Source organism: Shewanella sp. NIFS-20-20 (genome assembly GCF_019209865.1).
In the GTDB taxonomy this organism is placed as follows: domain Bacteria; phylum Pseudomonadota; class Gammaproteobacteria; order Enterobacterales; family Shewanellaceae; genus Shewanella.
The window spans coordinates 39,478-53,913 of the sequence record NZ_JAHUTT010000012.1 but is presented as its reverse complement, the minus strand read 5'-3'; the positions used below and the strand labels follow the sequence as shown (position 1 = coordinate 53,913).

Below are 14,436 nucleotides of genomic sequence, written 5' to 3'. Positions count from 1 at the left end.
TAAGTTACTCGACCACCGTCATGATACAAGCGCTTTTTGGTCTAAACCTCGAATTTTAAGTGATTTTTTTTCACGCGCCCCCTGACAAGTGACGCGACACGCTCAATGTTTATACTGACAGGCAAGTTTTATTGCCAATGAGTCTAGAATCTACATCAAAGCAAAGTGATGACAATCAACGAGATAAAACCTTAAGATGGCAACATGGCTCACGTGATCATGCCAATAACCGATAAGATACAGTCAGTAGTTACCCTCATCTCTCAGTTGTTAGTTGACACGGACTCCCTTAGGATAGAAAGACAATACCAGCAATTTATAGCGCCACATTCAAATAAAATACAAGGTAGATGGAACTATGTTTAATGCCCTTACGCCCATGCCGGCAGATCCGATCCTCGGATTGCTAACCCAATATAGACAGGATCCAAACCCAGCAAAAGTAGATTTAGGCGTTGGCGTCTACAAAGATGAACTGGGCCACACCCCGATTTTAGCCTCAGTAAAAACTGCCGAACAATGGCGTACCGAACACGAACAAACCAAGGTATACATTGGTCCTACGGGCTCAGCGCCATTCAATCAATTAATTACAGAGTTGGCCTTAGGAGCGACACACAGTGCGATAATGGCCAATCGAGTCCGTACCGTGTCGACTCCAGGTGGCACAGGTGCGTTAAAAGTTGCAGCCGATCTCATACAAAGGTTACGCCCAGGTGCCACCATCCATGTTAGCGATCCGACGTGGGCAAACCATACCGGATTATTTGAAACTGCCGGCCTCAAGGTTGTGACTTACCCATATTATGACTTTGATAATAAGCAAATCCGCTTTGACGCTATGCTAGCAGCGCTTGCGCAAGTCAATGAACACGATGTAGTCCTATTGCACGCCTGTTGCCATAATCCCAGTGGCGCCGATCTTACGACTGAACAATGGGATCAAGTGGTTGAGATCACCCAACGCAGAGGATTTCTGCCATTGATCGATATGGCCTACCAAGGGTTTGGCACTAGCGTTGCAGACGATGCTTATGGTGTACGTGCGATGGCTGCCGCTGTCGATGATATGCTGCTATGTAGCTCTTGCTCCAAGAATTTTGGTTTATATCGTGAACGGATTGGTGCCTGTAGTTTACTCGCCAAAGACCCACAGAGCGCTGATACCGCCTTATCCATCATGCTTTATGTGATCCGCTGTATTTATTCAATGCCGCCGGCACACGGAGCGGCAATAGTTGAAACCATCTTGGGCTCAGAAACCTTAGCGGCGCAATGGCAACAAGAATTGGCAGACATGCGCACTCGTATCAATGGCAATCGCCAATTACTGGTTGAGAAATTACATCAATTACAATCGGCGCGTGATTTTAGTTTTATTGCCAATGAAAAAGGGATGTTTAGCTTTTTAGGTCTAACGCCGCAGCAAGTGGCTCAACTTAAACAAGACTATAGCATTTACATGGTCGACTCGAGTCGCATCAGCATTGCCGGGATCAGCCAAACTAACATTGATTATTTGGCGAAATCCATAGCCGACATCCTGTAGTTAGTCATACAAAAAAAGCGAATGCCTAAGCATTCGTTTTTTTTTACCTTTAACACTCAACGAGCTTTGGCAAACTCGGTCATAAATTGGGTCAAGGCATCCACACCTGCTAAGGGCATAGCGTTATAAATGCTGGCTCGCATACCGCCAACAAGCCGATGCCCCTTCAACGCCACTAAGCCTCGAGCTTGAGCTTGTTGCAAGAACAAATCATTGAGGCTGTCATCACTAAGTTCAAAGGTGACATTCATATGAGAACGGTTGTTGTGGGCGACCGTATTTCGATACAAGGCATGCGCTTCAATGCAGGCGTAAAGTCGCTTGGCCTTTTCTGAGTTAACCGCTTCAATCGCTGCCACACCACCGAGAGCCTTAAGCCAAGCAAACACTTCGCCAGCTAAATACCACGCATAGGTTGGCGGAGTGTTATACATAGAGTCATTATCTCGGGCGAGGCGGTAATCCATAATCGCTGACTGAGTCATTGCGGGCAGTGCCAGCATATCATCGCGAACAATGACAATCGCCAGTCCTGAGGGACCGATGTTTTTCTGCGCGCCAGCATAGATCAAGCCATAACGCGAGACATCAATTTGGCGAGATAATATCGTCGACGACATATCGGCGACCACTGGCCACGGGCAATTTATCTCATCAAATATTTCGATGCCATCAACCGTTTCATTGGGGCAATAATGCAGATAACGGTATTGCTGTTGCTCATCACATTTGGGAAGTACCACGGTATTTAATCCGTCGCACTCCTCAACAATTGGAATGATATCAATGTTTTCATTACCTACAAGTGCGACGGCTTCTGCCGCGGCAGCCTGGGACCATTGGCCAGAAACCCAGTAACAAGCCCGACCATCATTTCCAAGAAAATTATTCACAACAGCCGAGAATTGTCCGCGTCCACCACCGTGCATAAATAAGACATGGTAGTTATCGGGAATATGCATTAATTCACGTAAATCGGCTTCTGCCTTGTTAGCCATGGCGATAAATTCGGGGCTACGATGGCTCACTTCCATCACAGACACCCCTAATCCCTGCCAATCGCGCATTTCTGATTGCGCCTTTGTTAACACGGGTACGGGCAACATGGCTGGCCCAGCACAGAAGTTATAGATGGGATCCAACGTCATTCTCCTTGTCGTGGCAATGGTAAATTTACACTCTGTTTTAAACCAAAAAAAGGCGCCCTTGCGGACGCCTATTAATTACTCTTCGCTAGTATTATCGACGGCAGCATCGACGTCCGGAGCCAGCGGCTCTTCGCCGTCAACAGCCTCTGCGTCATCATATTCTGATTGACCAATATCATCGATACGCTGCAAGCCCACCACTTGCTCATCATCCGCCACACGAATAATGCGAACACCTTGTGTATTACGGCCAATGACTGACACACCAGCAGCAGGAGTACGGACTAAGGTCCCCTTGTTGCTGATCAGCATGATTTCATCATTTTCACCTACCTGAACAGCGCCAACCACGGCACCATTTCGGTCACTGACTTTGATAGACACCACCCCTTTAGTCGCACGGCTCTTAGCTGGATATTCGCTCAATGCGGTACGCTTACCAAAACCGTTCTCAGTCACAGTAAGAATGTCGCCATCTTCTTTAGGAACAATCAGCGATACCACCGTCTGACCTTCTTCTAATCGAATACCACGAACACCGGTCGCTGTACGGCCCATTGGACGAATAGACAGCATCTCTTCACCTGTTTCGGGGTCGATTTTGACCTCACCGGTTTCGGAATCACGGGCTTTTTCGTTAAAGCGAACGACTTTACCTTCATTAGAGAACAGCATGATGTCATTGCTACCATCGGTAATATCGACACCAATCAACTGATCACCGTCTTTAAGGTTAACCGCAATAATACCGTTAGCGCGCGGACGACTATATTCAGTCAATGCGGTTTTCTTCACGGTACCGTGCGCTGTTGCCATAATAATGTACTTATCGGCCGCATATTCGCGCACAGGTAAGATAGCCGTAATGCGCTCACCATCTTGTAAAGGCAAGATGTTGACGATTGGTTTACCCCGAGCGGTTCGACTGGCTAATGGTAATTGGTAGACCTTGAGCCAGTACATCTTACCGAAGTCAGAGAAACACAAAATCGTGTCGTGAGTATTAGCCACTAATAACTTTTCAACAAAGTCTTCGTCTTTCACCTTAGTCGCAGCTTTACCTTTACCACCACGACGCTGAGCTTGATAGTCAGTTAATGGTTGATATTTGGCATAACCTAAGTGAGATAAGGTCACCACCACATCTTCTTCGTTGATCAAATCTTCGAGGCTGATATCTATGGCTGATGCGTTAATTTCAGAACGACGCGCATCACCAAACTGTTCTTTAACTTCAAGCAGTTCTTCTTTGATGACTTCCATCAAACGCTCAGGGCTGCGAAGAATAAACAGTAAGGCGGCAATGACCTGCAGCAACTCTTCATATTCACTGAGGATTTTTTCGTGCTCAAGTCCGGTCAAACGGTGCAGACGTAACTCGAGGATCGCTTGAGCTTGTTGTTCCGTCAGGTAATATAAGCCGTCACGAATACCATATTCAGGCTCTAACCATTCTGGACGTGCAGCATCATCACCGGCTTTTTCTAACATGCCTTGCACATTACCCAATGACCAACCTTGACTGATCAATTTAGCTTTAGCATCGGCTGAGGTAGGAGATGCTTTAATCAGGGCAATAATAGGGTCAATGTTGGCGAGTGCAATCGCTAAGGCTTCAAGGATATGCGCACGATCACGGGCCTTGCGTAACTCAAATACCGTACGACGCGTCACCACTTCACGACGGTGAAGAATGAAGGCTTCGAGCATTTCTTTCAGATTAAACAGTTTAGGCTGACCATTGATCAAGGCCACCATGTTAATGCCGAACGAGGTTTGCATTTGTGTTTGCGAATAGAGGTTGTTTAATACGACCTCACCCACTTCACCGCGCTTAACTTCAACCACAATACGCATACCGTCTTTATCAGACTCGTCACGTAAGCCGCTAATGCCTTCGATTTTTTTGTCTTTTACGAGTTCGGCAATTTTTTCAATTAAACGCGCTTTGTTTACTTGATACGGAATTTCATGAACTATGATGCGCTCGCGACCATTGTCATCAGTTTCGACTTCGGCGCGTGAACGCATAATGACTTTACCGCGACCGGTACGATACGCTTCTTCAATACCGCGACGGCCATTAATGATGGCTGCCGTTGGGAAGTCCGGACCAGGAATATGCTCCATGATCTGTTCAATGGGCAGTTCAGGCTCTTCAATTAATGCTAAACAAGCGCTGACCACTTCATTTAAGTTATGGGGTGGAATATTGGTGGCCATACCGACCGCAATCCCTGAAGAACCGTTAACCAAAAGATTCGGAATACGGGTAGGTAACACTTCGGGAATGAATTCAGTACCGTCATAGTTAGGCACAAAATCTACGGTTTCTTTTTCGAGATCCGCCAGTAACTGGTGAGCCAGTTTATCCATACGAATTTCGGTATAACGCATGGCTGCCGCCGCATCACCATCGACAGAACCGAAGTTACCTTGACCATCAACTAAGGTGTAGCGCATGGAGAAGTCTTGAGCCATACGCACAATGGTGTCGTAAACTGCACTATCACCGTGTGGGTGATATTTACCGATAACGTCACCCACAACGCGAGCTGATTTCTTATAGGGTTTGTTCCAGTCGTTTTTCAGCTCACTCATGGCAAACAGCACACGACGGTGAACAGGTTTCAACCCGTCACGAACGTCTGGCAGTGCCCGGCCTACGATGACGCTCATGGCGTAATCCAGGTACGAAGTTTTTAATTCGTCTTCAATATTAATTGGCGAAATAGATGAAGCCAGATCAGTCATAAACTGCTCGTTCCCCTGAAAATAATGCTGGCCGGAGTCAACACCCATATTGGCGCAGCTTTAAACGTGATTTGGCATTCTAACACAGTTATTTATTGTCGCTAGACCTAGCACACAATCAAATTGTATATCCTTAAAAAACTGGCTAAAAATAGCGCAACATTTCCAAAAATGTTGTTTAAGGCCTCTGACGAGCCCCTAGCGTAATTAAACACCAATCGGTCACAAAAAATGAAACCAATCACACTGACATGACGCAATGGTATTTCCCGCTCACAAAAGCTGAGTATAATGCTGGGTAACTTTTATTCGGATCGGGAAGTCCATGGAAACCATTCACAATGTAGATCTTAAAGAAATTGCCAAATTTGAACGAATGGCAGCCAGTTGGTGGGATCCCAGTGGTGATTTTAAACCCTTGCACCAACTCAACCCTTTGCGACTCAACTATATTGATCAGCAAGCACAAGGCATCTTTGGTAAACAAGTGCTCGATGTGGGTTGTGGTGGCGGTATTCTCTCTGAGAGCATGGCGCGCCTTGGTGCGAATGTCACTGGCATTGATATGGGTGAAGAACCGTTAGAAGTCGCTCGTCTTCATGCTTTAGAAGCGGCTGTAAGTATTGATTATCAGCGCACCACGGCGGAGCAACACAGAGATAATCACCCCCAACATTATGATGTGGTCACCTGTATGGAAATGCTCGAGCATGTGCCAGATCCTCAATCCGTGATCCAAGCCTGTTGTGATATGGTCAAACCTGGCGGCTATGTGTTCTTTTCTACTATCAACCGCAATATTCGTTCTTATTTAGAAACGATTGTCGGCGCAGAGTACCTATTGAAAATGTTACCTAAAGGCACCCATGAACACGGTAAATTTATTCGTCCATCAGAATTAATCGATATGGTAGATAATACTGAGCTGATTTGCCATGGCAGCGCGGGCATTACCTATAATCCCTTGACAGGCATTTTTAGATATACCGACAGCCTTGAAGTCAACTACATGATTGTTTGCCACAAAAGCTAATGGCAAATCGACCTCCTATCCAAGCGGTGCTGTTTGATTTAGATGGCACCCTAGTGGATACGGCGCCTGATTTGGTGGCGGCGCTTAATATGGCGTTACTGGACGCGAATATGGCGCCGGTGGCTTATGAGCAAGTCAAAGATGCCGCGAGTCATGGGTCATTAGCATTAGTCCACGCGGCCAATGTCAGCACAGATCCTCACATCCACAGCCAGTTGCAACAAAGCTTGTTGACTCATTATCACCAGATTAATGGCCGACACAGTCGTTATTTTGCGGGGATCGAGGCGTTAGTGTCAGCATTGCATCTGCGCGGAATTAAGCAAGGCATTGTCACCAACAAACATGCGCGTTTTAGTCGGCCTTTATGTCGACAATTACCCTGTTTTACGGTGATGGAAACCATCATTAGTGGTGACTCTTGTACCCGTGCAAAACCTGATATAGCGCCGATGTTATTAGCGGCAAGTCAACTGGCCTGCCCCCCTGAGGCGATATTGTACCTTGGTGATGCGAAACGGGATATGCAAGCGGCACGCAGTGCGGGCATGGTCGCGGCACTCGCAATGTGGGGATATCTTGGCGCTGATGATATTCAATTTTGGCCTAGCGATATTCATGTTCATCAACCTTTGGATCTAATAAGCGCGATCGATAGTGCCACCGTTAACGCGGCGGTTTACTTACCTTGATCCCTTGCTCATTAAAGGGACGATCAACATCAACTTTTTCGTCGGAAATTTGAAGTTATTCACTGCTAAAATTCAGCCATGATTCAGCTTTAGGGTTAGTCGCTACTAACCCTAAAAACTATCCTCATCTTATCCACAAGAAACCCCCAGCTTTAGTGCTTGCAAAACCTATCGAACCTCACTATCTTGTATCTCATGTTCCAAGATACACCCATATGTTGTGTGTTCAGTTAAAAATACACCACAAGATAAAAACTGGATTATTTTGTCCTGTCGTAGTTTTTCCCTCGGTTCTGAACAACAAATGGAATTGTTTTTCCTGACAACTATGTGTGTGTTTTCTAAATCTAAAATATTCAAGGCTAATTGTTAATGAACAGCAATATGACAGTCACAAAACGCAGTGGTGAACGTGAGAGCATCGATCTCGATAAGATCCACCGAGTGATCACCTGGGCAGCCAAAGGGCTTAAAAATGTCTCGGTATCCGAAGTAGAACTCCGTTCTCACCTCCAGTTTTTTGACGGCATTCCTACCGAAGCCATTCATGAAACTATTATCAAAGCGGCAGCCGATCTGATTTCGCCTGAAAGCCCTGATTATCAGTTCCTCGCTGCGCGTTTAGCGATTTTCCATTTACGTAAAAAAGCGTATGGTCAATTCGAGCCACCTAAACTGTTTGACCACGTGGTTAAATTGGTTGAGCTTGGCAAGTATGATCAGCACATCTTGCGTGATTACTCCAAAGAAGAACTGGATATACTGAATGAGCATGTCGATCATTGGCGTGACATGAACTTCTCTTATGCGGCAGTTAAGCAATTAGAGGGCAAGTATTTAGTGCAAAACCGCGTCACAGGCGAAGTCTATGAAAGTGCCCAGTATTTATACATATTGGTCGCCGCGTGTTTGTTTGCTGAATATCCAAAAGAGACTCGCCTTAATTACATCAAAGATTTTTATGATGCGGTGTCCACCTTTAAGATCTCACTGCCAACGCCCATCATGTCTGGGGTACGAACTCCGACACGTCAGTTCAGCTCCTGTGTCCTGATCGAGTGTGGCGATAGTTTGGATTCCATCAATGCCACGGCCTCATCGATTGTAAAATACGTGAGTCAGCGTGCTGGCATTGGGATTAACGCGGGTCGCATTCGGGCATTAGGTAGCCCTATCCGTGGTGGTGAAGCCTTCCACACCGGATGCTTACCTTTCTATAAGTATTTCCAAACCGCAGTGAAGTCGTGTTCACAAGGTGGGGTTCGTGGCGGTGCTGCGACCTTGTTCTATCCGATTTGGCATTTAGAAGTTGAATCTTTATTGGTATTGAAGAACAACCGTGGTGTCGAAGAGAACCGCATTCGTCATCTCGATTATGGCGTTCAACTGAATAAATTAATGTACTCGCGTTTAGTGAAAGGTGAACACATTAGCTTATTTAGTCCATCTGACGTCCCCGGCTTATACGATGCATTCTTTGAAGATCAAGATGAATTTGAACGCCTGTATTTGCAATATGAGCAAGACAGCAGTATTCGTAAGCGTCAAATTCGTGCATCCGAGTTATTTTCATTGATGATGCAAGAGCGCGCATCCACGGGTCGTATTTACATTCAGAACGTTGATCACTGCAACACCCACAGTCCTTTTGACTCTAAGGTTGCGCCAATTCGTCAATCGAATCTATGTTTAGAAATTGCATTGCCTACCAAGCCAATGAACAATATCGAAGATAATGAGGGCGAGATTGCTCTGTGTACCCTGTCGGCATTGAATTTAGGGGCTATCGACAATCTTGATGAATTAGAAGCCTTAGCCAATTTAGCGGTTCGCTCTTTAGATAATCTCCTGGATTATCAAGATTACCCTATTAAGGCAGCAGAACTGGCATCGATGAATCGCCGCACATTAGGTATTGGCGTCATCAACTTTGCCAATTACTTAGCTAAGAACGGCTTAAAATATTCTGATGGCAGTGCCAATGCCCTGACCCACAGAACCTTTGAAGCGATTCAATATTATTTATTGAAAGCATCAATGTTGCTCGCGAAAGAGAAAGGCGCATGTCCATCATTCCATGAAACCACCTACGCCAAAGGTGTGTTACCGATTGATACCTATAAGCGAGACTTAGACAGCATTTGTAATGAACCATTGCACATGGATTGGGAAAGTTTACGTCAAGACATCGTAAAATACGGGTTACGTAATTCAACCTTGTCTGCGTTAATGCCGTCAGAAACCTCGTCACAAATCTCTAATGCCACCAATGGTATTGAGCCACCACGTGGTCTGATTAGTGTTAAAGCCAGTAAAGATGGTCAACTTAAGCAAGTCGTACCTGACTTTGATAAGTTACGCGACAAGTACGAGTTGTTATGGCAAATGCCTTCCAATGATGGCTATTTACAGTTAGTGGGTATTATGCAGAAGTTTGTCGATCAAGCCATTTCTGCCAATACCAACTATGATCCAGCCAAGTTTGACAGTCATAAAGTACCAATGAAACTACTGTTAAAAGACTTGCTGACCACCTATAAATTGGGTATCAAAACCTTGTATTATCACAACACCCGTGACGGTGCGTCTGATAAGTACGATGATATCGCCAGCATCGAGCAAGAGGATGACGGTTGTGCCGGTGGCGCGTGTAAAATTTAACTTCATTTGACTCTTGGGGCCTTTAAGGCCCCTTTGACTGGGATCTCTACCATGGCTTATAGCACTTTTTGTCAAACCCCTAATGATGCCACCAAAGAACCAATGTTCTTCGGCCAACCTGTCAACGTTGCACGCTATGATGTCCAAAAATATGAAGTTTTTGAGCGACTCATCGAAAAGCAACTGTCTTTTTTCTGGCGTCCAGAAGAAGTTGACGTCAGCCGCGACAATATTGACTTTGGCAAGTTACCTCAACATGAGCAGCATATTTTCCTATCTAACCTCAAATATCAAACCCTGTTAGATTCGATTCAAGGTCGTTCACCTAACGTAGCATTTTTGCCGCTGGTGTCTTTGCCTGAACTAGAAACCTGGATTGAAACCTGGTCGTTTTCTGAAACCATTCATTCGCGGTCATATACCCATATCATCCGTAACATTACCAATGATCCCGCCAAGATCTTTGATGATATTTTGGTGAATCAAGAAATCCTCAAGCGCGCGGGCGATATTTCTGAATTTTACGATGCCTTAATCAAGCAGACTCAAGCCTATGAACTCCATGGCGAAGGCACGCATTTAATCGATGGCAAAGAAATCACCATCTCGATCCGCGCCCTAAAGAAATCACTGTATCTATGCATGATGGCAGTCAACGCCCTAGAAGCTATCCGCTTTTACGTCAGCTTTGCTTGTTCATTTGCCTTTGCCGAACGTCGACTGATGGAAGGTAATGCCAAAATCATCCGCTTAATTGCGCGTGATGAAGCGTTGCATCTCAATGGTACTCAGCACATTCTCAAATTAATGCAGGCTGGTAAGGACGATCCTGAAATGGGTGAAATCGCTATTGAGTGCATGTCAGAAGCCTATGATATTTTCTTACGTGCCGCAGAGCAGGAAAAAGAGTGGGCGAAGTATTTGTTTAAAGATGGTTCCATGATTGGCCTCAATGAACAAATCTTATGTCAGTATGTCGAGTACATTACCAATGAGCGCATGCGCTCAGTCAATTTACCATTGCCTTATCCAGAGCAATCAAATCCATTACCTTGGATGAAAAATTGGCTAGAAAGTGATGCCGTGCAAGTTGCCCCACAAGAAGTAGAAGTATCTTCATATTTGGTCGGTCAAATTGACTCAGCTATCGATGACAAAGACTTCCTCGACTTTGATCTTTAAAAAAGATCCGATTATCAGCCTCCAAGGTCAGCCATCGTTGCTTTATACCGCAACGCACCTGACCTTATTGGCTGCACTGGAAAGTAAACAAGTGGCCATTTTTGCCGAGTGCAGAAGTGGCTATTGTGGTGCCTGCAAAACGACCATTATCAGTGGCTCGGTCGAATACCTCTCACCACCGCTGGCCCAATTGCAGCCTAATGAATGCCTCCCCTGTTGCTGTCGGCCCGTGACTAATCTTAATTTAGATTTATCGGCGCAAGGCGTCAGTGTCATTCGCAAGGCATATTATCCCAACCTTGATCTTGTAGAAGCCGACATGGCCAAATAGCGCCGCGTCAATGGCTGTTTTTCACACAAGCATGACGCAAGACGACGATTTACATTCCCCAGATGTCAATTTTATAGTATAAGCATCCACAATATTGTTCGAGTGGAATCCCCATGTCAGATAAATTCTTTTTTAAAGGGCGTAAAACGCCTAAACCTAAGTACGGCGAAAGCGGTTATAACACTAAACGTGTGGCAAAAGCGGGTACTGAGACCAACCCATTGCAATTAATTGTTACCGATGAAAACCGTGCGCAGCAAATACAAGCCTTGCTTGAACAACATCAACTGATCGGTAAGATCATCATTGATGCCGAAAAAGCAGAAGACATTCGTCAATTAGATGTGATCATCAATAAACCATCAACGACCTTAGTCGCTGCTAAACCCAACCGCAATGAGCCTTGTCCCTGTGGTAGCGGTAATAAATATAAGAAGTGCTGCGGCGCAAACTAATCGCAGCCGCGGCCAAGTTAGCCCAAGGGTTAGCTGGATCGTATGAAAAAGCATTGCTTCGGCAGTGCTTTTTTGTGCCCATATGTGCCATTGAGCATGAACAGACGCTCATCTTGAGCCACCTATACTTCTCGCGCGTGGCCTCTATAATTTTGACATCTAATCATGATGACAGAAATGACTATGTTTGCTTATGAGCGTGCCAGAGGCGTACTCTTTTCCTTAGGTATGGCCTTACCCATTTTATACGGCGCCATCAGCCATCATTACCTACAAGCCGCTTTTATGAGTTTAGGGGCACTGTTAGCCCTCCTGCTGGATCCACGCAGTCAAGCGCTCAAACAAATCGCCGCGATAGTGATGGGGGTACTGGCGGTGATCTTAGCTGCCGCGTTGGGGTTAACCTTAGTTGGTCACTCGCAGTTGGCCATCGCGGCATTGATGTTGTTTGGGTTTCTCGCCGGACAACCCAAACCCGAGCACGCTTACTGGGGATTGCTAGGTAAATATCTTGCAACAGCACTGTTGTTAGCTCAGCTTGGGTTCCCCGCATCCATGGCGGTCGGAGTGGCCTATTTTTACGGTGCACTGTTGGCATTATTATTGATTTTAATTCAGGGCTGGTTATACCAAACCCATGAGATAGCTCACTCACCTAATGACGAATTTTTTCAAATCATTAAAGGCGATACTAATGGCCCCTTGTATGGACTCACCCTTCCGCTCACCATCTTAGCGGCGACCATCAGTGCTGATTGGTTACATGTGACTCAACCTGGCTGGGTGGGATTAACCATTTTGTTTGTCATGCATATCAACGACCGTTTGTCATGGCACCACTTATGGGATCGGATTGTTGGCACATTAATCGGCATTGTGATTGCCTATCTTGTGGTCCGCTATATGGACCAACTTGGGCAAACATTATTCGTGGCATTATTTGCGTTTTGGATCCCTTATAGCCTGCGTACAAGCTATTTATTGTTTAGTTTAGCCATCACTGTCACCGTGATGGTGGCCATAAACTTCGCCTTGTTGCCTAATGGTGATTTACATTTGATGAGTTGGCGCTTTGTCGACACCTTGATTGGTTGTTTCTGGGTCGCCATCGCGTTGATTGTCACCCATGGGATCCACGCGGCTAAAGGAGTTAAACCGGGCAAGTGATAACGAGGCTCAATGGCACGGTCTCTGCCATTGGCTTAACCACTGCTGGGTTTGGATAAGCGCGAGATCTAAAGGCTGCTTACTGCGTTGGAGTTTCGTCAGTAAACTTGCTCCTAACCATAACTGATATAAATGATTCGCCAAACGCATGGCTTGCGGCTGCAGATCAGCCTGTTGTGCCAATAACGCGTGCTCGAGCTTATCAATAATCGCCTGACTGCCGTTAACCAGTGTTAGGCGCATATCATCTGACAAATCTGCCACTTCGGCACTGAGCTTAACCACCAAACAGCGTTGCTGTTGGCATTCTTGGCCATAGCTATCGTACCAATGCTCAAAATACGGCATTAAACCTTGCGGCGTGTTGGCGTGAGCTAGGTGCTGATCCATCTCTTGGAGATAGGCATCAAAGTAAGCGGCCAACACTGTGTTGGCAAATTGCTCTTTTGATGTAAAGTAATGATAAAATGACCCTTTAGGAACATTCGCCTTAGCCAATATTTGACTTAATCCGACGGCACTAAAACCGGAACGAGCCATGAGTTCAAGGCCAATATCAAGTAGATGTTGGCGGGTATCGATAAAGGATTTTTTCATAATTGACCTAACACAAATACGGCAAAATAGACCCAAGCTTGCTGATCTTGGAGAAACAATCAACCAAAGAGTTGATTAGACCAGTCGTCTAGGGCTATCTTGCGTCATAACACTGAAAAAAGTCAATGCTGGCAACCGAGTTAGACCATCGCAGCCAGTTAGCCAAGCACTCATCTATGAATACACATGAATTCAAGACATTAATCGGCCAGCAAGCAAGTGATCTAGCACACGACATCGCCCATGTAGAGCGAGTAGTTAGTAATGCGGTTACCATCGCCAAGGCCGAACAGGCCAATATCAAAATAGTTACCGCCGCGGCGTGGCTTCATGACTGCGTCTCACTCGCTAAAAATCATCCCCAGCGGCCGTTAGCGTCGCTTTATTCCGCCGACCGGGCAATCGCGCTTCTCGCAGACTATGACTACAGTGCCGCTGAACTTGCCGCTATTCATCATGCTATCAGTGCTCACAGTTACAGTGCTAATCTTGAGGCCCGCACGCTTGAAGCCTGCATAGTGCAAGATGCCGATAGATTGGATGCCTTAGGTGCGATTGGCCTCGTTCGCTGCATTCAAGTAAACACTGAGCTCAAACGGCCATTTTTTGACAGCAATGACCCATTTTTCGACCATAGAGCGCTAGATGATAGCCGCTTTGGATTGGATCATATCGAGCAAAAACTGCTTAAGCTTGAACAGCGCATGAATACAGCCACCGCCAAAACCATGGCTAAACAGCGAAGTCAGTTCTTAGTGGATTTTATGAGTCAATTACGCCGCGAGATCTGTAGCTAAGCTAAACCAAAGTGCATCGACATCTGATGACATGACAACCACCACAAACATACCTAGGCAATAGTTTGAG

12 protein-coding genes are annotated in these 14,436 nt (G+C 45.8%); 9 read left to right on the top strand and 3 right to left on the bottom strand.

The genetic code is table 11. From position 1 onward, the window contains the following. Positions 1 to 358 precede the first annotated feature (358 nt). Positions 359 to 1,549: an amino acid aminotransferase gene (locus KU855_RS06085; RefSeq protein ID WP_218529411.1), complete on the top strand. Its 1,191-nt coding sequence runs from the start codon at positions 359 to 361 to the stop codon at positions 1,547 to 1,549. Between the two features lie 56 nt (positions 1,550 to 1,605). Here KU855_RS06085 and serC read toward each other — a convergent pair whose 3' ends face one another. Both serC and gyrA read right to left on the bottom strand, forming a co-directional pair. Then, positions 1,606 to 2,691: a 3-phosphoserine/phosphohydroxythreonine transaminase gene (gene serC / locus KU855_RS06080; RefSeq protein ID WP_218529440.1), complete on the bottom strand. Its 1,086-nt coding sequence runs from the start codon at positions 2,689 to 2,691 to the stop codon at positions 1,606 to 1,608. 81 nt (positions 2,692 to 2,772) lie between these two features. After that, positions 2,773 to 5,451 carry a DNA topoisomerase (ATP-hydrolyzing) subunit A gene (gene gyrA, locus KU855_RS06075; RefSeq protein ID WP_218529410.1) on the bottom strand — a complete coding sequence of 893 codons (2,679 nt, stop codon included), beginning with the start codon at positions 5,449 to 5,451 and terminating at the stop codon, positions 2,773 to 2,775. A 325-nt stretch (positions 5,452 to 5,776) separates the two neighbouring features. On the opposite strand from gyrA, the gene ubiG reads away from it, so the two are divergent. The 7 genes from ubiG (at position 5,777) to KU855_RS06040 (ending at position 12,972) form a co-directional block, all read left to right on the top strand. Then, positions 5,777 to 6,484 carry a bifunctional 2-polyprenyl-6-hydroxyphenol methylase/3-demethylubiquinol 3-O-methyltransferase UbiG gene (gene ubiG / locus KU855_RS06070; RefSeq protein WP_218529409.1) on the top strand — a complete coding sequence of 236 codons (708 nt, stop codon included), beginning with the start codon at positions 5,777 to 5,779 and terminating at the stop codon, positions 6,482 to 6,484. Further along, positions 6,484 to 7,176: an HAD family hydrolase gene (locus KU855_RS06065; RefSeq protein WP_218529408.1), complete on the top strand. Its 693-nt coding sequence runs from the start codon at positions 6,484 to 6,486 to the stop codon at positions 7,174 to 7,176. Before ubiG ends, KU855_RS06065 begins: the two co-directional genes overlap by 1 nt. A 372-nt stretch (positions 7,177 to 7,548) precedes the next feature. Continuing rightward, a complete protein-coding gene (gene nrdA, locus KU855_RS06060) occupies positions 7,549 to 9,837 on the top strand; it encodes a class 1a ribonucleoside-diphosphate reductase subunit alpha (RefSeq protein ID WP_218529407.1) in 2,289 nt (762 codons plus the stop codon). Between the two features lie 51 nt (positions 9,838 to 9,888). After that, positions 9,889 to 11,019 carry a class Ia ribonucleoside-diphosphate reductase subunit beta gene (gene nrdB / locus KU855_RS06055; protein WP_218529406.1) on the top strand — a complete coding sequence of 377 codons (1,131 nt, stop codon included), beginning with the start codon at positions 9,889 to 9,891 and terminating at the stop codon, positions 11,017 to 11,019. Continuing rightward, positions 10,988 to 11,350 (top strand): class I ribonucleotide reductase maintenance protein YfaE, encoded by a 363-nt coding sequence (gene yfaE / locus KU855_RS06050; protein WP_218529405.1) that lies wholly within the window; start codon positions 10,988 to 10,990, stop codon positions 11,348 to 11,350. Before nrdB ends, yfaE begins: the two co-directional genes overlap by 32 nt. A gap of 113 nt (positions 11,351 to 11,463) precedes the next feature. Next, positions 11,464 to 11,805: a PBPRA1643 family SWIM/SEC-C metal-binding motif protein gene (locus KU855_RS06045; RefSeq protein WP_218529404.1), complete on the top strand. Its 342-nt coding sequence runs from the start codon at positions 11,464 to 11,466 to the stop codon at positions 11,803 to 11,805. A 165-nt stretch (positions 11,806 to 11,970) separates the two neighbouring features. Beyond that, positions 11,971 to 12,972, top strand: a complete 1,002-nt coding sequence (locus KU855_RS06040; RefSeq protein ID WP_256260897.1) for an FUSC family protein — start codon at positions 11,971 to 11,973, stop codon at positions 12,970 to 12,972. A gap of 9 nt (positions 12,973 to 12,981) precedes the next feature. Here the strand turns inward: KU855_RS06040 and KU855_RS06035 are convergent, their stop codons facing one another. After that, a complete protein-coding gene (locus KU855_RS06035) occupies positions 12,982 to 13,569 on the bottom strand; it encodes a TetR/AcrR family transcriptional regulator (protein ID WP_218529403.1) in 588 nt (195 codons plus the stop codon). Between the two features lie 176 nt (positions 13,570 to 13,745). Between KU855_RS06035 and KU855_RS06030 the strand changes: the two genes are divergently transcribed. Beyond that, the gene (locus KU855_RS06030; protein ID WP_218529402.1) at positions 13,746 to 14,366 is read left to right on the top strand and encodes an HD domain-containing protein; all 621 of its coding nucleotides are present in this window, start codon (positions 13,746 to 13,748) and stop codon (positions 14,364 to 14,366) included. The last annotated feature ends 70 nt before the right edge of the window (positions 14,367 to 14,436 follow it).

What these genes read in the sequence shown, in the direction of transcription:
- yfaE (WP_218529405.1), top strand. Translation starts at nt 10,988, where the DNA reads ATGACAAAGACTTCCTCGACTTTGATCTTTAAAAAAGATCCGATTATC.
- KU855_RS06045 (WP_218529404.1), top strand. Translation starts at nt 11,464, where the DNA reads ATGTCAGATAAATTCTTTTTTAAAGGGCGTAAAACGCCTAAACCTAAG.
- KU855_RS06030 (WP_218529402.1), top strand. Translation starts at nt 13,746, where the DNA reads ATGAATACACATGAATTCAAGACATTAATCGGCCAGCAAGCAAGTGAT.
- nrdA (WP_218529407.1), top strand. Translation starts at nt 7,549, where the DNA reads ATGAACAGCAATATGACAGTCACAAAACGCAGTGGTGAACGTGAGAGC.
- KU855_RS06040 (WP_256260897.1), top strand. Translation starts at nt 11,971, where the DNA reads ATGATGACAGAAATGACTATGTTTGCTTATGAGCGTGCCAGAGGCGTA.
- nrdB (WP_218529406.1), top strand. Translation starts at nt 9,889, where the DNA reads ATGGCTTATAGCACTTTTTGTCAAACCCCTAATGATGCCACCAAAGAA.
- KU855_RS06085 (WP_218529411.1), top strand. Translation starts at nt 359, where the DNA reads ATGTTTAATGCCCTTACGCCCATGCCGGCAGATCCGATCCTCGGATTG.
- ubiG (WP_218529409.1), top strand. Translation starts at nt 5,777, where the DNA reads ATGGAAACCATTCACAATGTAGATCTTAAAGAAATTGCCAAATTTGAA.
- KU855_RS06065 (WP_218529408.1), top strand. Translation starts at nt 6,484, where the DNA reads ATGGCAAATCGACCTCCTATCCAAGCGGTGCTGTTTGATTTAGATGGC.
- KU855_RS06035 (WP_218529403.1), bottom strand. Translation starts at nt 13,569, where the DNA reads ATGAAAAAATCCTTTATCGATACCCGCCAACATCTACTTGATATTGGC.
- gyrA (WP_218529410.1), bottom strand. Translation starts at nt 5,451, where the DNA reads ATGACTGATCTGGCTTCATCTATTTCGCCAATTAATATTGAAGACGAA.